Below are 20,697 nucleotides of genomic sequence, written 5' to 3'. Positions count from 1 at the left end.
TACCCGAATTGTTGTTGGCAAGCGGGCAAGCACTTTTTGACTAAAGAATCAGTCTCCCCAGTTTAACGGAGCCACATATTCCCATTTAGTAAATACGAGACTGCCACTTGTTGCTCTGACAAGGAAAGTTCCGCCGGAGCTAAGTTGCGAGAATGGCACTTTCCACGTGTCGCCTGTTCCGTCTGCATCGCTCACACCATCGCTGGTTGCTTTGGCGATTATCTTATTGTTCAGTATCCATTCGGTGTAGAGCCAGCTGCCGGTAGGTGTTACGCTCTCTTGGAGTTCAAACGACAGTACATTGGGTTGACTGGAATCTACAGTGTGGCGGCAATCAGATCTATCATCGAACACATCACTACACCAAGGTCTCGTACTTAGGAGGGTTATATTGTCACTGACATGGAAACGAAGTTCCACATCTCCCCACATAAAGAAGAGTTCGAAGTTGGCATTGAAAGGTTCGAAGTAGAAGTTGTAACGTCCGGGCATCAAGCTGCCGGGACCATATTGAGTACCTAACGTAACATCCATGTTGTGTACCTCAGGACGTTTGGGATTGGCCTGCTTGAACTTCACGGTCTTGGTCAGCGGTGTAGCGCCTTCGGCGGCTTTGGTTGCCAGTATGATTGTTCCCGTACGAACGCTGGACCCCGTATGTTCGGATACTTTGATTACCAGTTCTTCAGAACCGGAGAAAGAAGTTTTCTCGAAATCGTACCATGTATCGTCCAGTTCATTCTCTTTATAAACAGTCCATTCTGCATTGGATTCTATGGAGATTTTGAGCTCCTGCTCTTGCTCATAGATGGTAAACCACTTACCGTTCACTGGTGTTTCCGGTGTCAGCAGCACGCCGTCTTGTGTGCATTTCACTTCCATGGCAACTTTTCCGTGGCGGTCGTAAATGGTTACTACACCCGTTCTCATTTCACCTGTGTTGGGGGTAGCTTCTACTGTAATCTGTCCGTTTTGCTCGCCTTCAATCTTCCCGTCGTTACCTCGGATAGAAAGCCAGATGTCACCTTCTGTCACCTTAGCACTCCACTTCTGGTTACTGAGCACATTGAATGTCATAGCATCGCCTTCTTGGTTAATCATCTCTACGTCCTCTACATTCAGATAGGCAGTACCTTTCTGAGTGAGTACAAAGCGTTTGCCTGTCCAATAGTCACTCTTGATGTGAATGGTATCTATACGGTCGTCCAGTGCGGTATTCTCTTTGCAGGCAACAGTTACAGTATAGGTCTTACCAGCTTCACCCGTTGAGGGTGAAAGGGTATACCAGTCATATTTTCCGAAGACTTCCCATGAGTCAGTAGACTTGACTTCGAAAGAGAAAGGCTCCGGGTTGGAGGCTTGGATCACGTAAGAGTCTTCTACTCTATAACGCAAGTCGACCCACTTCTCTGCTTTGTCCTCTTCGCAGCTCTGCAACAGTAAACCAGTTGTAGGCAATGTCAAAAGCGGTAAAGCCCAGTATATTGCTTTATGTATAATTGATTTCATATTTACTTTATGTTTTTAGTATTATTCATAAGACTCAAAGTTGATAGATTTGAATGTCATTGTACAAATCTGGTCTGTTTCACTTTCAAATCCGAAGTAGAACTGTTGTCCACGGAAATTCGGATTGACCGCATAAATGTCCGTCTTATTTTTCATCCGTGCTACCTCTTGTTCGTTGACGTAAAGTATTAGACATATTTTGCCTTCATTTTCCGGATCGTCTTTGGCTTCAATGGAAATAGATTTAACGTCATTGATGTTTATATTAAAGTTTTGTAGTCTAAAGTAAGCTCCGTCCCATGCATCAATGTTTGAAGTCATCTCTGAACTTTCCGGTCTCAACCAGGCTTTGATATAACCGGAGCCATCTCCCCAAGTCCATGTATCTCCGTTAAGTTCGATTGCTCCATTACTGTCCGGTATATCCACTTTGTCAAACTCCCAAGCAACTTTTCCTTTTCTGAATCCAAAATTGGATACAAATCTGGCTGCGCCTTTACTTTGGATAGTAGTATATCCTGTCACCGGATCTACGGTCTCCTCTCCTCTGTTTAGAGACATATTTCTGGGTTGTGTCACTTCAATAGGCACGCCTTCAAATCCCGGAACATTCATTTTAGGATACAGTAAGATGTGTCCGGTACGCGGAACGAATAAATTATTAAACGTAGTAGACAGTTTTAACCGATTACCGTCTGCTTCTGCACTCAGCCATTCTTTGTATTCAGTCGGAATTTCTATTTTCCATTCTACACTAGAGTTGATTTCTATTGTTTTCTCTCCACCTTCTCCGCTCATTGTGTTAACAGCATCTTCTTCATTCTTGGTTTCAATCACAATACCATCTTGGGTAATAGTGAATGTCTCCTCCTGAAAAGCCGTTTTCACGGTGATTTCCGCACTTCTTATTGCTCCTGTATTTTGGGGGACAGTAATTGTAATGTTCTCTTTCTCACCGTTCTCATTTCCCGTACCGGATGTTTTATCGATATTCTCAAGGAACTGAGTCGTAGTAATGATTTCCCACGGTTTATTGGAAATGATATTAAATGAAACCATGCCTCCTTCGGTAGGAACGATATCCGTAGGGCGAATTACTACCAAGTCTTCTTTAGAAGCTTGTTCGATAGTCACTACCTTAGTTCCCTCAATGCCTTCAGCCTTGATGAACAGTTGAGCTGTACGCATTTGTTTTCCCACATTATTTTCGAGAGTTACTACAATCTCCGAAACCAGTGAACTTGCCGCACTCATAGTGGGAGTGGGTTTGCACCACTGTTGATTACTCTCGATTGTCCAAGGGGTGTTTGAACTTATATTAAAAACGATGTTGCTGGGAGAAGTTGCCAAAGCGGTATAAGCCTCCAGTGCATCTATCTGGATGTTGAGGGGTCCTTCCGGCTGTGAGTCGATATCGAACTCCTGACATGCTACGAAACTGAATGTGCACAATGCAAGAATCAGTTGCAATAATGTGTTGTTATATAACTTTTTCATATATCATATTTACTATTAGATTAGACAATAAATTACCATCCTGCATTTTGAGGATTTAAGTTTGTATTTTTGTACAGCTCGCTCTGAGGTATAGGATAGAGATACATGCAGTCTCTCCATGTGCGGCTTTCATAAAGGTTTTTATAAAAACTCAGTGTGCCGTTCTGTTGTTTTTCAATCTTCACTCCGTACAGTTCGCGCTGGGTAGTATCAGCTATTTTCCACCTACGTACATCCCAAAAACGGTGATCTTCGAAGGCAAATTCTACGCGCCATTCATTGTACAGACGTTCCAAGAATTCTTCTTTTCCCATAGAAGTAAGTAGCGGCATGTCGGCATTCTTTCTTACTTCGTTGATAGCCCACAATGCTGAATACACATAAGTCTCATCAGTGTAGTCGACATCATTGAAAGCATTAACCATGGATTCTGCATAGGTGAGCAAGGTTTCCGCATAACGGTAAATTGCCCAATAGTGCTTGTTGGCTGATTCCCTGCCCGGTTCAAAACTGGTACCTTCCTGAATGTACCGGCGTAGAAAATAACCGGTGGGCGAACCTCCTTCTGACACAATACCATCATCGATACCTCCTTTGAACGTTTCTACCGTACTCTCTTTAAATGTCATGCCATTGGCGAGAATTGTGCGATAGAATCGTTTGTCACGGTTTTCATAAGGAGCTTGCGGATTGAAATCGGGGTCATCGCAAACCCAACCGGTATTTTCCAGTGTCACTCTATAACCGTTGGCGGTTTCAAAGGCGTCCACCAGATTTTGTGACGGGAAGTTGCCGTAAGCAATCATGGAAGTGCGTGCCCCGTAAGTGAAACGAAGAGGAAAATTATATCTCTCGAAGTTTGTAGCTTCAGCATTGAGTCTCATCAGTACCACTTCTTTTGATGCGAAGTTGTTGGCACTCTCTTGACCGTCAAGGGAGTAAAGTCCTGTATTCATGATGTCCAATGCAGCTTTGGCGGATTGCTTCCATAATTCGGTATCCATAGAAGGATTATGTAAGCGGCTGGCTGCATATAATAATGCTTTTGATTTCACCGCCATTGCAAAACCTCTGGTTACTCTGCCTATCTCCGCTCCCGGTTCGTTTACATAATCATCCGGTAAGTTGTTAGCAGCCTCGTTACATTCGTTGACAATAAAATTAATCACCTCGGCAAATGGTGTTTTACCAATAGTGTTCGCTTCTTCTTCTGTAAGCACTTCCAATGGCATGGCGATATCACCATAGCGGCGTGCCAGCTCAAAAAAGTAGTGTGCGCGCAGCACTCTGGCCTCGTAAGGGAAGTATTTCAATTGCTTCATCCAATTCTGATATTGTCCGTCGTGTTCATAACGCGAGAAGTCCACTTGTGCAATCTCTGTAAGAAAACTATTGGCGGCACGGATGCCACGATAGAGCGTCCAAGCGTCATCATACGTTTTGATGGGTGACCAATTGCCGTTGTTCGCGTTTTGGATGTTGGCGGCGTAAGCTCCGAACTCACCGTCGTCTGAGGCACAGTCACGCATGGAATAACTCTCTTCGGAAAAGATTCCTTCAGTTGCGAAATACGCATATCCTTGCGGCATATATGAGTATACGTGGGACAGCATATCTTTGCTTGTACCGAAATACTTATACATGTCTTCTTTTGTCTTCAAACCGTTTGTTTCATCAAAATCGAGATAATTGCACGAAGCAAGGCTCAACGAAGACAAAACGGTTAAGATGATGTATTTGGTTCTCATAATGTTCATTTACTTTACATTAAAAATTAAGTTTCACACCCGCCCAATAGCTCCTTGCAGACGGATAAGCGATACCAAGTTGTTCGGGATCGGCAAAATGGATGTTATCTAGCGAGAACAAGTTAGTGCCTTGCACGAATACTTGTAAATCGGCAAAACGGGTCTGAGATTTCGGAAATGTATAAGCTACCAGCAGGTTCCGTAATTTCAGGAACGAACCGTCACGATACCACAATGAACTGGCACGGTAGTTGTTCTGGTTTTCCTGTGTAGTCAGTCTCGGCATAGTAGCTTTGGCTTTGTTCTCCGGTGTCCAGTAAACTTCCTCGTTCAGGAACGTGTTCGAGATGTTTCCGTTGTCCACAAGCGGTCGGTAAAGCGGGCTGTCAAGTAGAGAGACTGTTACACCGGTCATTCCTTGGAAGTCGGCAGAGAGTTCGAATCTTTTATAGGAGAAATTCAGATTGAATCCGAAGTAGAAACGTGGTAGTGAGGAACCGAACATTTTTACCACATCTTTTTCATCAATGCGGTTATCACCGTTTTGGTCTTTATACTTCACGTCACCGGGAGCGATGCCTGAGAATGTTTGCTGCGGGCTGTTGTTGATTTCCTGCTGACTGTTGAAGAATCCTATTGCTTCCAGACCGTACATCTGTCCCACACGGTTGCCTTTGGTGTACAAGTAGTCATACTCTTGATAGGCTTGGTTTACATTGACTACTTCCGAGTTCAAGTACGACATGGTTGCTCCGATACTGTAATGGAAATCACCGGCTTTGTCATTCCAGTTCAAAGAGGCATCAAATCCTCTGTATTTATAGATTCCTTCGTTTACTTGCCCCACCGTGACACCGATGATGCCGGACGTGGAATTGGCGCCGGACACAAGTATATCCGAACGTTTCTCGTAGAAACCTTCCACAGTAGCATTTAACCGGTTGTTGAGAGCGGAAAGATCAAATCCGAAAGTCGCTTTTTGGGATTTCTCCGCTACCAATCCGACTACTGGCAAGTTACCTTCGCTACCTCCTGAAACGCTTCCGGCGTTTTCGCCGAAGTTGTAACCTGCAGCATAACCGTATGACTGGCGCCATAATTCGTGGCTCAAGTTTCCATCCCAACCGGAAAGACCATAGGAGGCACGAATCTTGAAGATATTAATCGGAGTTATTTTCTCCATGAATGCTTCGTTGGATACGATCCAGGCGGCAGATATGGCAGGATAGTTCGCGAATTTGTCTCCATCCGGCAAATATGCCGAACCGGAACGGTTGAATACGGCATTAAGGGTATAACGGTCGTCGTAAGTATAGGTGGCATTCATTAAAACTGACAGATTTTTTTGTGAATTGTTTCTGCCGTTTCTATTTACTGACTGCATGTCGTAAATCAATGCTCCTCCTACCCGGTGTTTGTCAAAGGTACGGCTATAGTCCGCTTTTGCCTGGAAGTTGCTTCTGAACAACAGGTTTTCAAAAGGCTGGCTGTGTCCCAAGGTTTCGGAGTCTGTGCCCCAAATAGTAGGAGTGGTTATCAATGTGCCATCGTCGGAAATACTGGCTCCGCTGTTCATATAACGGTAACTTTTGCTGCTGGTTTCATACATTCCTCCGATGTTATCGAAAGAAATAGCCGCCTCGACTGCCAATCCCTTGGTCAGCATGTCCAGTTTTTGGCGGACGCTCAAGTCGGCGAGCAGGCTTCCGTATACATTACGGATATGTCCGTAATGTTTCAGTAAGGCAATCGGGTTCTTGTCTCCATAGACTGAACTTCCTCCAAAGATGCCGTTTTCATGACGGATGGGGAATGCGGCCGAAGGAATGCCGTAAATGTCATTGAAGATAGCGTTACGCCCGTAACGGGTTCCCCGAAGTTCTTTCAGTTTTCCAGCGATTCCGAGTTTCAGATAAGTACTTTTAGTCACGTTCACGTCCAGATTGGTACGCACAGTTAAGCGTGTATCTGTGGGCGTGGTGTCGTAACGTGTGTCTTCCGTATTTTTCTTCAGCATCGAACGGTCACGATAGTAATCTACTACGGTATAGAAACGGAACTTTTCGCCACCTCCGCTGAAAGCCATTTTTAGGTTATGTGTAAATCCGGTTTTGTTCAACGTTTCTTCCCACCAGTCTACGTTCGGATAGTCGTATGGGTAAATACCTGTACGGAAAGCCTCCAATTCCCGGATATTGTAGCGTGCGGACAGACCGTCTCCACTCAGTGCGGTATTGAGAGTGTTCGCATACGTATAGGCGTCTGCAAAGTCAGGAGAGCGGAACTGGGTGTTAACGCCGAAGTTATAGTCTACCTTTACTTTTAGTCCATTGCTTGTGCCGCGTTTGGTCGTAATCAATATTACACCGTTAGCACCGCGCATACCATAGAGGGCAGCAGCAGCGGCGTCTTTCAGTACGTAGCACGATTCGATCTCCATAGAACTAATATCGGTGATGTCGCGAGGAAAACCGTCGATCAACACTAACGGAGCATGACCGTGTATGGAGAGAGAAGAAACGTTGTCGGCTGACGAGCCTGCGCCTTGATATACGTTCAGACCGGCTACTTTCCCATATAGTGCTTTGCTGATGTCTATATGCGGAGATTTTTCGAATGCAGAAGCATTGACTCCGTTGACAGAATAACTACTGGTCTGGGAAGATACGTTTATACGGTATCCTACGCTCAAGGTGTCAGCCAGCTGCATATCCGATACCGTTGCTGGTGTCTGCGCGTTCAGAACTACCGCACCTCCCAGGAGTAGAGTGGTTAATATATAGTTTATTTTATTCATTGTTCAATAGAATATTAGTTTGCGTATCAATTTACCAACCCGGATTTTGGGTCATTCCATATCTCTTGTTGATTTCGTCTTGAGGTATCGGAGCCAGATACCATTTGGTATCCCAACTGTCTACCCAATAGCGGTCGCTTAATTCTACTTTCTCAAAAGTGAACGCTGTGGGATTGTGTTGGTCGTTACCTCTGCTCCGCAGTCCGTACAGTTGCTTTCTGAAATCGTTTTCACGACCTCTGCGCACAAGGTCGAACCAACGTACCTCTTCGAATCCCAATTCCAGCGCTCTTTCTCTCAGTACGGCTTCCAGAAACTCATCGTAATTCATGTTCTTGGGAAGTTCGGAGAGACCTACTCTCTTCCGTACATCGTTCACCAACTTGTAGGCTTCATCGTTCGGACGTTTATTCACTTCGTTGAGTACTTCCGCATATCCCAGCATGATTTCCGGCAGACGGGTATGAGGCCACTGTATCGGCCCTTCACGGTCACTGTTCTCTTGTAAGATGAACTTCATGGTCATGAATCCGCTACCGGCTTTGTAGTTGGGATGATTGAGATGGACAGGGGCGACTGTTCCATTGCAATAGGTGTCTCCCGGACAAGCCACATTTTCATACAGGCGCGGGTCACGGGTAGGTTCCATATCACCCACGGTAAAGAAAGGCTGACGGGAAGGAGACTGCCAGTTGAAGTCTTTCGGAAAATCGGTTCCGTCCGCCCAAGAGAACATATCGACATAGTTTAATGTAGGAAGATACCCCCAAGGACGGCTGTCGATATACTCCCAAATAGTGTTGACATCATATCCATGACGGGTAGAGATCAGTATTTCCGTACCGCCACGATTATAGTATGCCCGGCGGTAGGCAAGACGTCTTGCCCGATGAGTATCTTCCTCCGGCTGGATCAGCGAGTATCCGCCTTGTCTTTGCACTTCCGCAAAGAAAGCCTCGCCTGCTGCCTTTGCAGCTTCCCAACGCTGGGCGCTATAGTTGCCGTAGCAGGTATATTCGTCCGCTTGGGGATGCCATTTCTTGTCAGAGTTGAAAGTGGGGCTGGCAGCCCATTGCAGTACTTTGAATTTCAGTGCCATAGCTCCCGCCTTGGTCATACGTCCGTCATCCGCGTCATCCTGTTTCCACTTTAAGTTGGAGTTGATGACCTCGTCGAGCAAAGCTACAATCTTCTCCACGGTTTGGGCGAATGTGATGCGGGGGAAGTTCATCTCCTCGTTGACGTCTACATAGTGGTCTATCCACGTCACGCCGCCTACATAGCGAAGCATCTCGAAGTAACAAAGGGCTATAACGGTTTTCGCTTCAGCGATACGTTGGCTCTTTTCACTTTCCGACATATCGGGCACATCTTTTACATTCTCGATATAGCACCAGGCGTAGCGGATGGCAGTCCAGTCGGCTTTACTTCCATAACGGTAGGCTGCACTTCGGGGAACGTTGGTGGGACTGAGTGCGCCGTTATAATAAAGTTTTAGAGGACCGTCGTTGATGTTGTCTCGAAAACTGTAACATAAGTCAGTGAGAGATTCGAGGATGTTCACACCTAACTTCCAGTCGGAAGTGGTGGGCAGCCCGTAAGGTAATCCGGTATATGCTTTTGTCAGCACCTTTTCGGCATTTATTCTCGAAGAAAACATCTCTTTGGTGGTTGCTCCGGAACTTTCAGGCTGATTGCCCAGAAATTTATCTCCGAAACTGATTTCAGAGCAGGAAGAAGCCATTAGCAGGCATCCTAGTGCCATGAATCCTTTTAATATACTATTCATAAAGTTGTTCTTTTAGAAGTTAAGATTTAAACCAAAGCTGTACACCTTAATCAGCGGATACTCTCCATAGTTGTCAGGGTTACTTTCCGGGTCAAGGTATTTAAGCGGTGAGAAAGTCAGCAGGTTATAACCGCTGAAATTGAATCCGAGTGAAGTAAGTCCCAGTTTCTTCAAGAATTTTTTTCCGGTGAGCGTGTAGCTGAGGCTCAGACTTTTCAGGCGGAGATAAGAAGCATCTGCCAGCCAAAGAGTAGAGGGCTCGGAATTCCAGCTTTCCGAAGTTTCCGATGCACGCGGATAGACAGCACCCAATTGGTTCTCCTCTGTCCAACAACCATCATAAAAGTAGGTTAGCAGACCGCGCTTTCCTGCATTGGTATACGGGATACGGTATTCGATTTCGTACATTCTGTTGACGTTCTTGGAGCCTACCCACTGCATGGAGAGGTCAAAGCCTTTCCAGTTGAAACCCATGTTCATGCCGAATACATATTCCGGGCGGGTGGCAAAGCCGGTCACACATTTGTCATTACCGTCTACGACATGATCACCGTTGAGGTCAGCGTACATAGCATCGCCCGGATATACCTTCACGGAGGGTTGCGGAAGTTCCGGATTTAAAACTAACTCGCCACCGGCACCGGTAGTAAAGTCGCTGTACTGATAAAGACGGACAAAGTTGTACAATCTGCTGTAACGTCCCGTAGAACCGCCGGTATGGTTCATATAAGAGAACTGCTTGGGTACTTCGTCCATATAAAGGATCTTGTTGCGGGCAAAGGAGACGTTGGCATCTACGTAATAACCGAAATTCTTACCTATCCTGTCGCGCCAGCCCAAAGAGATTTCGTAACCGTGATTGTTTACCTTACCTATATTGAGGTTAGGCAGAGAGGTTGCGATAATGTTCGGAGTAGATTCTGGAGAAATAAGAATCCCCGTGCGGTGTTCGATAAAATAGTCGAAAGTTGCAGACAGGCGGCTGTTGAAGAACTTAAGATCGATACCGTAGTTCTGTTTCTCCGCAGTTTCCCAAGTCACTTCCGGATTACCCATACTTGAGATGGCGGCTGCCGATTGGGATATGGGATTATTAATACCGAAACTGTAACTTCCTGAGCCACCCCATACGGCAGGCATGTACATAAAGCGGGAATTTACGCCTTTGTCGTTACCTACACGTCCCCAGGAAGCTCTGAGCTTTAAGTAATCCACTACTTTCTGGTTTTCCATAAATTTCTCGGCAGTGGCTATCCAGCCAGCTGAGAAAGAAGGGAAGATACCGAAACGTGTGCTACCCGGAGCAAAGTTTTCCGAGCCGTTATACCCTACGTTTACATCGAGCAGGTATTTGCTTTGATAGGCATACGTGGCACGTCCCACCAGTCCTACATAGTTGCGCGGCAGATAAGTGTAGCTGTCCGGATAGTAATTGCGTGATTGGTTGTACAGGATGAGTCCGGACACTTTATGATCGCCGAACATACGATCATAGTTGATACGTCCCTCGAGGTACCAGTTTTGTGCTCGTCCGCTACTTTCCGAATAGGTCAGCGGAGTATCGCTGCCGGAAGGTACGAAAATATGTGTCTTGTCGTAATCGGGATCGGTCTGGGGCATATTCCCGTTCGAGTCGAAATATGATTGGTAGTATACTGTTTGTGATTCTATGGCTCCTCCGGCACGTTCCTTATATAACTTGAATTGATTGTCGTAGGCTCCTTTGACGGAAACGCTCAGTCCCGGAGTGACGAAATCTAATTTCTGTGTGATGTCCAAGTCCATATTCAACGTCGTGTCATACGTTTGGTTGTATCCTTTTCCGTAGAATACGAACATACCATCGCGCATTACTTCTCCTAAGGGTACCAGGTCATCGGGAACCAATGTACGTACTCCATTGATAAACCCCGGTCCGGCAAAAGGATGTGACCATATTTGCGCTATCACCCAAGCATTCGGGTCGTTACCTGTACCCGACTGAACGTCGCGTGGTTCTTGTATCTTGCCTAGCACACCGCCTACACCCAATTTCATGGTAGTGGTCTTGGTCAGGTTCGCGTCGATATTGGCACGATAGTTATAGCGGTTGTAGCGGTAGTTGTTGTCATACAACTGTCCGGGAAGTTCTTTCAGTAGTCCGTTCTGATACGTATAACCTACCGATACGAAATACTGTACATTGTCGTTACCACCGGAAATGTTGACGTTGTTCTGGCTTTGGAGGTAGAGATTATGGAAGATATACTTCTTCCAATCCATGTTAGGGTACATGATAGGGTCGGAGCCTGTACGATAAGCCTCTATCTGTTCCGGAGTAAAGTAAAGTTTGGGATTGGTGACATGATCCATTTCCTGCTTCATGTTCCAGAACCGTGCAAATTCGTAACTGCCTGTCTGCTCTACCAGTGAAATGGGTTGCTGCAATCCTAGCTTGGTACTGGCGGATATTTGTGTCTTTCCCGATTTACCTCTACGGGTAGTAATCAGTATGACACCATTCGCGCCTCTTACTCCGAACACTGCGGTAGAAGAGGCATCTTTCAACACGGAGATAGTTTCTACCTCATTCGGGTCAATCTGTGAAAAGGCACGTTCGACACCATCTACCAGAATTAAGGGCTTGGACTGTGAATCATTCAATGAACCGACACCACGTACGTAAATGGCGGCGGCATCCTTACCCGGTTGTCCGGTAGTCTGTACTGAAGATACCCCCGGCAATGCACCGGCAAGGATGTTCGTGATACTTGTTGCCGGTGATTTTATCAACTCCTTGTTGTCAATAGAGGAGACGGCACTCGTAAGCATTCTCCTGTCCTGATTACCGTAGGCGATAGCTACCACTTCTACTTCACCAAGGTTCTGCGAGTCTTCTTTCAAGGTGACTGTGATAAATTTCCTGTCTCCCACTACTATTTCTTGGGTTACATACCCGATAAAGGAGATACTCAACACCGACTTTCTGTTTGGAACGACGATTGTAAAGTTGCCGTCGAAATCTGTAATAGCTCCTATGCTTGTACCTTTTACAGTTACATTAGCACCGGGAACACCTTCTTTGAGTGTTTCATCCGTTACTTTACCTTTGATAGTAATACCTTCAGGGGGTAAGGCATACATCATTGGTATGAACAAAAGAAACATAATAAGAAAACGGAATCTTAAATTACGCGCGTTTCTCATACTGTTTAATTTAATTAGGTTAATAATGAAAGATTAATAATATGTTAAGTTAATAATCTGCTTCATTTGAAGTAAGGTCAACAATTAATGGATTTGTTGGCTTTTAACAATACTGCAAAGTTAGATGAGGTGTGGAAAACAGATGTGCAATATTCTCCAAATAAGGTGCACAAAATGCTATAAAACGCTTTGTGATAGTACAGGAAGCCACTTTTGAAGTTGTGGGTAAATATGTTTACATTCACTAGGAAAACCTATCGGATAAAATAAAATGTTGGTTAGTATAGATTAATGTCTGTATATTCTACGTACATTTGTCTCGTTAGTATTTTAGTTTTCGTTTAACAATTGTTGAACGAAAACTGACTAGCCAATGAAGTAAATAGTATATGAGGATGAAAAGAATAATCTTCCCCAATGAAAAACAAATGAGTAATGAGTGTTAATTATGACCTTTACGAAACACCTAATCCTGACAAGGAAGGGGAAGTGTTGCCTTTACATGCACGTGTGGTATTGAAGGGTAGTTATACTGCCGAAGAAATTGCAGATCAAGTTGTAGCATTTCAGCGTATGCCTCATGCGCAAGTGGTGGGTATCATAGAAGCTATCTCGAAAGAATTACGGCATTTGCTTTTGAAAGGATTTTCCGTTGAATTGGGTGATATTGGCTATTTTACTCTTTCTTTGAGTGTGGACAAAGAAGTGACTAAGCCAAAAGACTTACGTTCACCATCAGTATCTCTTAAAGACATTAATTTGAGAATAAACCGTCAGTTTAAGAAGGATATTGAGAGTGAATTGGTATTGCAACGTTATCATTCTCCCTTTCGTGTGAAGAATCCGTGTATTAACCGACAGGATTATGCTTCACTTGTCGGAAAGACAAAAACACAGGCATTGAAAGATATAAATACTTTTATTGGGCAAGGCATTTTGAGAAAGTATGGGACAGGACGTTCGGTAGTATATATAAAGGCTGAATAAAATAATTAAAGTATTTTTGCGATAGATTAGAAAGATAAAATCTGATTGATAAAACTAGTTCCGGCTTAATCTGACTACATTGGCGTGTGTAATAGATTAAGCCGGAACTGATTTATTTTGCTATGATTTATCTTTTTGCTGACTTTAGAACCGGAAACTCAGGCCCCCTAGGAAATTGAATCCTTCGGCAGGATAACCTAAATAGTATTGATACTTCTTGTTCAGCAGATTGTGTACTTGCGCATAGACCGATACTCCTTTGAACACATTATAGCTTGCCCCAATGTGCAAATCATTGATAGCAGCCATTTTTGCGTATCCTTCCACTTCTTCCCTGTTGATGTAGTCATAGCTGAGATTGATATTCAAGGCGGAAATCGGATGAATACGAACGTTGAAAGACATTTCGCTGGCAGGTTTTACAGCCAACAGATATTCTTCTGTTTTGCTGTCCCATTTACGATAAGTGTACTTGGCAGATAAAGACACGATTTCTTTATAGTCGTAACTAACTTCACCTCCGACATAAAGATTGTCTGTATTATCTTGCGAGAAATTCAGATAAGATTCGAAATGGGTAACACTCGCTCTTCCGAAAGCTGAATAAGATAAGTCATTTTTCAAGTTCTGGTAGCCTCCGTATATATTGAACCATACTCCCGGATAAGGACTGGCCTTGAATCCGAGCGTACCATTAATTTGTTCGTATGTATCGTAAGGACGTTGCACATATCCCCAGGTGGAAGAAAGATGGGCGTCCGGTAGTTCGCCATAAGGACAAATACTCTCCAATCTGCGGAAATCATTGAGAAGTTTCCCTCCTGTTGCTTTGGCATAAACTACATAGCTGTCAGAGAATATGTATTGTGCAGTGATGTCCGGTGATACGCGGAATGTTTTGTCGAATCCGAAAGATAAGTCCACATTGGCGCCGACGTGTAATTTCCAGTCATCATTATCCAGTTCGTAATAAGGATTCAGAAGGAGGGTTGTATAATTCTTGAAGTATTCATCTCCAGTGGAGATATTCTTTGTATATCCGCTGTACAAGAAATTGTTCATAGCTAATGCAATAGTAACCGATTGCTGGTCGTTGATCGCTCCTGTGACATCTCCTTTGGTACGTATGATTGTTTCTTTAAGCGATGTATTGTCTGTATGTTCATTGAGCATATTGTGCTGACGTTCGTACATCAACAGATTCGTCTCGGCATTGAAACGCAGGGGAGCGGTTTCATCGATGAAATGAATGCCGGCATGAAAATCTCCGGATGTAAACTTTTGCTTGCTGTTCGCACTTCCCGGTTTGAAGTTAAAATTACTCAGTCCGAAGTTACCGGCAATATTCAAATCCAGCTTGTTAAACTGGTGTGTATAATCTACGTTGGCACGTGTACGGTAATAGAATGCATTCCATTTCTCGCTGTCGGTGAAAGGAATGGTCAGTTTACCGTCCATCCCATCCATTTGGAAGCGTACATTCAGTTTGTCTTTATCAGACAAGCGGAATAAATAATTGGCGAGTACATCGAGATTGCCGTAATTGCCATAACCGGCACGCACATATCCGGGAGTGCTGCCGGGTTGTGTTTCTTTTCCGGTATAGGGGCGCATCAGACCTGCTGGAACGGAGGTCGCCGGAAAGAATGTCGTGGCGTATTCCACATTTTTCTTGCTGACTGTCGGTTCTTCCACTTTGGGCAGGACGTTCACTTTCGAGGCGTCCATAATATCCGGATTATATTCTTGTTCCACAACGACAGTACGGTTCATGGTCGTATCTTTGGGTTGGGTAGTCTGGGCTTGAAGAGCTGACGGTATTGAGATTGCCAGTGTAAGTCCTCCTATTATATAAAAAGCTCGTTTCATATCATTTCTGTTTTTTAGATTCTCAATTTTCAGTTTTCAGTTTCTGAAGTCTGCTTTCAATCATACTCTCAATATCGTCGTTACCTTGATAGTTCTGTTGCAGGCTCAATAGGTATTGGCGTGCGTCCAGATCTTTGCCTGTCGCATGATAAACATCGGATAGAAGGACAAAGCTGCGTGCCAGCCAGTAAGCGTGAGGGGTACTCTGTTCGATGTAGTTGAGAAGTTCTTTTTCCGCAGCAGCATATTCTTTGGCATCGTAAAGCCCTTGGGCAACCTGATATTTCGCTTCGGCACCGTAAGAGTTACGTGTGTCCTTAGCCAATTCGCGATAATCGTCCATTGCTTTCTTGCCAGCTTTTTGGTTAGTATAAGCTTTGGCACGGTAATAGAGCGCTTCGTTTCTTAGTTCCGGACTAAGCTTGGGCTCTACCAGTAAATCGGTAGCGGCATGGATTGTTTCCACATCGTCTCTCAACAGGAAGGCACAACGCAGGATACCTGTTTCGGCAAGCTGGCGTCTTTCTACATTGGTTGCTTTCTCTTTCAGCATTTTGTAACTTGCCAGTGCCTCTGCCGTATTTTGTTGGTTAAACTGTACTTCCGCCCGCAGGATAAGTGCTTCTTCCGCAAATGGATTATTCGGATATTCCAATAACTTGCCGGAGTGGAGGAGAATCATATCATAATTCTTCTGTTCACTGCCGATCAGACAGAGATAGTAATGTGCATTCAGACTGAAAGCTCCTTCGGGGAAAGTCTGCAGGTATTTGTTGAGGCTTGTTTTGGCTTCTTCCATTCTGCCTTTCATATAAATCTTTTCGGCAGCGGTATACGTAAGCGAATCCTGTTCGTTGGCGTCGAAACGGATATGTCCCGGCATGGCATTCGCTAAAGCGGCAAACTCATCAATACGGTTCAAGTCTACATAAATAGACTTCAAGTCACGCATGGCGAGGCGTGCTTCTTCGCTGCCCGGATATTTCTCGATAACTTGCTTATATGCTTCGATCGCTTGGTTATAATCTCCTTTCTGATAAAACAGCAAACCGATTTCTGCGGCAGCTTTCCGGCTGACCGGGCTTTCGGGATATTTGTTCAGCAGTTCCTTGAAGGAGGTGATAGCCTGATTGTTGTTATCCATTAGCACATAGGAACGCCCTTTCTCATAAATGGCGTTTACAGCATAAGGTGAAGCGGGATATTTGCCGACCAGACGGTTCAATAAAGTGATTTTACCGGTGTAGTCCTTCTGTAAGCCGGATACGAGAGCGAGTTGATAGAAAGAATAATCTCCTGAAGGAGTATTCATTTGCTCGGCTTGCGAATAGTAATGTTTGGCTTCTTCAAAGTTACGTACATGGAGGTGGCAGTCACCAATACGGTTGTAAGCGTCGGCAAGCGCCGTTGTGTTTTCTCCTTTTTCCAATTGGATATATTTTTGGAAATAGTTGCTTGCCTGTGTATAGTCTTTCCGATGGAAAGCGATATAGCCCAAGTTGTAATTAGCCAACGCGTACATTTCGTTATTGGGCTGGGTGGTCAGTTGCAGGTAGGCGTTGAAATCGCGGGCTGCCTCTACCATTCGGTTGAGACGATAATATGACTCTCCACACCAGTAGTAAGCGTCTGCTTTGGTCTGGCGGTTGTATTGTCCGATAGCGATAGACTGGTTCAGGTATTTAAGAGCCTGTTCGAAGTCGGCGTTGGCAAAAGATTGTGTACCTAACTGGAATAATATCTTTTGTTTGGCTTCCAGTATCTGGGCACTCGGTTTGGCAATCCGGTCGATAGATTTTAATGCGGCATCGTAGCTGCGGGTATTCATATAAACTTCTACCAGGTAACTGCTTACTTTTTCGGCGTATGGAGAGGTCGGAAATTCATTCAGGAACTTCTCGAAAGCAGTGACAGACTCGCCGAAGGCAGAAAAAGAAGTTTCGTGCAGGCAAAGCGCATAGTTATAAGCTGCCTGTTCTTTGATTTGCATATTGGCATTGGATGCAGCAGCCTGTTCGAAAGCCATACGTGCTTTGTTCTTTTCTGCCAATTGCAGGTAGGAAAGTCCCATGTGCAGATAAGCGTTCTGTGTAAGGGCATCGTTTTCTGTGGTTACTTTGCCTAACGTCTCTGCTGCTTTGGAATAAACTTTTGTTTGATAGTAAGAAAGTCCCAGCATATAAAGGGCATCACGGCGCGGGACGGCGTGCTCTCTGTCCAGATAATTGCTGAATGCTTCTACGGCTTGGGGATATTGCCCGAAGTGGTAGTAGGCATCTCCTAGGATGCGGTACATTTCGGCGGCGTGCTCGTTATTCGGGTAAGCCGACAGGTAATTCTGTGCTACGATTTGTGCCTTATCATAATTCTTGAGCTGTACATAAATCTCGGCGATATAATAAGGGACGAGTGCCTTGTATTTAGCATTGTCTTGTAGCGGCAGGAAACCTTTCAATGCTTCGTTATAGCGTTTCTGTGTGTAACGGATATAAGAAATATAGTAATCACAGTCTGTTGCATACTTGGGACTGTTGGCACGTAAGGTTTCGAACCAGATAGCAGCTTCCCGCAAATCGTTTGTTTTCAGATAACAGGTAGCCAGTTGATAAGTGCGGTCGTCCCGTTCCTCATTGTTTAGCAAATCGAGGTCGGTAGAGTTGAAGAGTGCCATAGCCTCATCGTATTTTCCTTCGTAGAAGTAGCAGGAAGCCAGTAACGAGTAGATACGATTGGCATAAGGAGTATCGGGATAATGGTCGAGATACTTGCGGAGCAATTCGATACGGTTCTTGTCGTTCAACTCGTAAGCTGAACTGACCAACATATACTCCGCATCTTGGAGTAGGCTGGCTGTTGGCTTTTGCTTTACAAATGCCTTTAGTGCCGGCAGGGCAGCGGCATAATTTTTTTCCTGGAAAAGTTCTTTCCCTTCTTTATAAAGGTTGTCAGCCGAAGTGAATTTATCACCTGTCTGGGCAAATCCTATAATTGGTGCGCAACAGATAGTCGCACAAATGAGTCTAGTAATTTCTTTTTTCATAATAGGGTGTTTATGCAAAAGTACTATATATCTTCCAATGACGTATTTTAATGGCTGTTAATTTAAAGCTCATTAAAATATTAGACAGAATGGAAGGGGATATGTTTCCGTAATTTGTTATATTTTAACGAATTATCTGTCGGATAAGAATTTTTTAAGTCCTCGACGGATAGAATCCAGTCCAAAATCTTCCGGATTGATCTCGGAGAGAGGCAGGAAGAAAGAATCTGATACATCATCCATTGCCGAGAAGTGGCTTATATCTTCTACGGTACAAAGAAAGAACATATCAAGTGTGTGCACGGGAAAACCGGAATAGATGTAAATATTGGGAAGTGAGAATTGATAGACGGCTTGTTGCACTTTCAATCCGGTTTCCTCCAATACTTCACGGGCTACGCCTTCTTCGCCGGTTTCGTTCATGTCGATAAATCCCCCGGGAAGGTCGAGCGTACCTTTGGCAGGTTCTTTGGCACGGCGGCAGACGAGCAGCTCGTTTTGGTCGTTCAGGATTAGAGCCACGGTAGCGGAAGATGGATTGAAATAATAGACAAAGCCGCAATCTGTACATTTTTTGGACTTTTCATTGTTGACTTCGAAATGAGAGGAACCACATTCGGGACAATATTGGAACAGGTCAAGAGGATGTTTCATAATTCTTTTGCAGATACTGCATTTTGGTTTTTTCGATTACAAAAGTACCTAAAAAAGCAAAAACGACAAACTTTGTGAGTGTATCGTTTTTGCCTGCCTTTTCTTTTTCCCTCAAAGAAGACGTTCCTTTGAATTATTTTACTTGGAAATTTTCTAAACTTTCTCCAACGAAAGATGCTTTATTTGAATTAGTAACCAACATTGTACTGTGTATTTTATTATATCCGTATTGTTTGTTCCATACATCTTTGTTAGCTAATTGTATACTGTATTCCCAACGTGCCGAAATGGTTGGTCTGGGGTCGGGAAGATTCAAATAAATATCATATTCACCGCTTGGCATTGATTCCGGTAGTCCGAATCGAGCCTGAATGGTAATCTGCTCATTCGGAAACCAGAAACGCGGATCTTCTTTAAGTTTGATCTTATACTTGTTCTCTTTCTTCTTTTTGTGGACAAATACAATCTCGACATCTCTCGGATTAAATGGGGCAGCCCAACCTGTATTCTGTAACTTTAACACCACTTCATAAGGACAACCTATTTCTCCTTTGGGAGTAAAATATCCTTCGGAGAGAGTGAAGCGATAACCTAAACGCTTTTGTATTTCCTTCATGCATTGTTCGTCCTCCCATTGGTTGATGACTGCGGGATGATAATCAATATTAATATACGACCAATGGTATTTGGCAAAGTCTGTTACAGCATTCTCGCAGTTCGAATATTCCGACAGTTTACAGGTTTCTCCTCCCATGGCTACATATTTTGTTTCCCATTCCCAGAATTTTCTGTAATCAGGATTCTCTCCGAAAGTTCCCATGTCATCTATGTCGGCCAGAAAACAGTCGTTGTGAAAAGCTATACGAGATAAGTCGGATTCATTATAAGCCGTTTTCCTAGTAATGGTGTCGGTGTAGTTAATATTGAAAGTAAATAACTTGGCTACCGGATACCGTACACTTATCATTCTGTCCTTGGGCATTACTTTCAGAAGGGCATCCAGTACCTTACGGCGGGGAGCATACTCTCCCTTTTTAGGCTGGTAGTTATAATGGTCAGTATAGTACCATTCTCCCCATACCCCGACAAATCCGGCTTCGAGTACACATATTACATCCGAAAATTCTTCCAGAATAGGTTTTAGTTGTTGGATATGCTGTTCCGTGAGTTCCCTGGGAGCATCCCATGGCTTTTCGTTTTCAGAGGAAGTATATGCAAAGCGTAATACAGATTTTGCTCCTCCTTTTCTGAGAGCCAACATATTGTTGCGTATCCGTTGCAGATATTCTTCGGAGATCAACTTATCTTTGAAATCTCTCATATAGTAGGCGGTGAATATAAGGCTCATGCCTTTCTCCCGACATTCTTTCAAGAAGGCGGGGGTAATGGAGTGGTTATTGTCCGTGGCATATTCCTGATGAGTGAAGAATCCTCTCTCCGGGTTACAAATTATTTCCTCCGAGGGTTGGTATGTTACTTTCTCCAGTTGATCCGGCGCACTGGAAGCGGGAGATTCTGTTTCTTCTTTGGAGTTTACTTTGTCATTGCAGAAAGTCAATAACAGAGCCGGAATACAAAGAAGAGATAACAAGAGTCTTTTCATGGGATACTATATATGAAG

At 44.2% G+C, this 20,697-nt stretch carries 11 protein-coding genes; 1 reads left to right on the top strand and 10 read right to left on the bottom strand.

Translation table 11 applies throughout. The features are described from left to right. Positions 1 to 48: 48 nt before the first annotated feature. From CGC64_RS02530 to CGC64_RS02505, 6 genes are read right to left on the bottom strand one after another with little or no spacing between them, the layout of a single operon-like run. Positions 49 to 1,509, bottom strand: a complete 1,461-nt coding sequence (locus tag CGC64_RS02530) for a BACON domain-containing protein (protein WP_005675249.1) — start codon at positions 1,507 to 1,509, stop codon at positions 49 to 51. Positions 1,510 to 1,530: 21 nt separating this feature from the next. After that, a complete protein-coding gene (locus CGC64_RS02525) occupies positions 1,531 to 3,006 on the bottom strand; it encodes a BACON domain-containing protein (RefSeq protein WP_005675250.1) in 1,476 nt (491 codons plus the stop codon). A 32-nt stretch (positions 3,007 to 3,038) separates the two neighbouring features. Next, complete coding sequence (locus CGC64_RS02520; RefSeq protein ID WP_005681793.1) at positions 3,039 to 4,754, bottom strand: RagB/SusD family nutrient uptake outer membrane protein; 1,716 nt, start codon at positions 4,752 to 4,754, stop codon at positions 3,039 to 3,041. A gap of 19 nt (positions 4,755 to 4,773) precedes the next feature. Next, complete coding sequence (locus CGC64_RS02515; protein ID WP_005675252.1) at positions 4,774 to 7,551, bottom strand: SusC/RagA family TonB-linked outer membrane protein; 2,778 nt, start codon at positions 7,549 to 7,551, stop codon at positions 4,774 to 4,776. Between the two features lie 31 nt (positions 7,552 to 7,582). Next, positions 7,583 to 9,340: a RagB/SusD family nutrient uptake outer membrane protein gene (locus CGC64_RS02510; RefSeq protein ID WP_005675253.1), complete on the bottom strand. Its 1,758-nt coding sequence runs from the start codon at positions 9,338 to 9,340 to the stop codon at positions 7,583 to 7,585. Between the two features lie 12 nt (positions 9,341 to 9,352). Beyond that, entirely contained in the window at positions 9,353 to 12,526 is a 3,174-nt protein-coding gene (locus CGC64_RS02505) for a SusC/RagA family TonB-linked outer membrane protein (RefSeq protein ID WP_032854938.1), read from the bottom strand. 435 nt (positions 12,527 to 12,961) lie between these two features. Here CGC64_RS02505 and CGC64_RS02500 point away from each other — a divergent pair, with 435 nt between their 5' ends. Further along, on the top strand, positions 12,962 to 13,513 hold the full coding sequence (locus CGC64_RS02500) for an HU family DNA-binding protein (RefSeq protein WP_005675256.1): 552 nt from the start codon (positions 12,962 to 12,964) through the stop codon (positions 13,511 to 13,513). Positions 13,514 to 13,657: 144 nt separating this feature from the next. Here the strand turns inward: CGC64_RS02500 and CGC64_RS02495 are convergent, their stop codons facing one another. The 4 genes from CGC64_RS02495 to CGC64_RS02480 all read right to left on the bottom strand — a co-directional run bounded on the left by CGC64_RS02495 (position 13,658) and on the right by CGC64_RS02480 (position 20,679). Continuing rightward, positions 13,658 to 15,382 carry a TonB-dependent receptor gene (locus tag CGC64_RS02495; RefSeq protein WP_005675257.1) on the bottom strand — a complete coding sequence of 575 codons (1,725 nt, stop codon included), beginning with the start codon at positions 15,380 to 15,382 and terminating at the stop codon, positions 13,658 to 13,660. A gap of 22 nt (positions 15,383 to 15,404) precedes the next feature. After that, a complete protein-coding gene (locus tag CGC64_RS02490; protein WP_005675258.1) occupies positions 15,405 to 18,422 on the bottom strand; it encodes a tetratricopeptide repeat protein in 3,018 nt (1,005 codons plus the stop codon). Positions 18,423 to 18,554: 132 nt separating this feature from the next. Further along, complete coding sequence (locus CGC64_RS02485; protein ID WP_005675259.1) at positions 18,555 to 19,076, bottom strand: NUDIX hydrolase; 522 nt, start codon at positions 19,074 to 19,076, stop codon at positions 18,555 to 18,557. A 133-nt stretch (positions 19,077 to 19,209) separates the two neighbouring features. Continuing rightward, positions 19,210 to 20,679, bottom strand: a complete 1,470-nt coding sequence (locus CGC64_RS02480; protein ID WP_005675261.1) for a DUF4832 domain-containing protein — start codon at positions 20,677 to 20,679, stop codon at positions 19,210 to 19,212. Between the last annotated feature and the right edge of the window lie 18 nt (positions 20,680 to 20,697).

The organism is Bacteroides caccae (genome assembly GCF_002222615.2).
GTDB lineage: Bacteria > Bacteroidota > Bacteroidia > Bacteroidales > Bacteroidaceae > Bacteroides > Bacteroides caccae.
The sequence above is the reverse complement of the archived record's forward strand: the minus strand, read 5'-3'. Positions and strand labels throughout refer to the sequence as shown.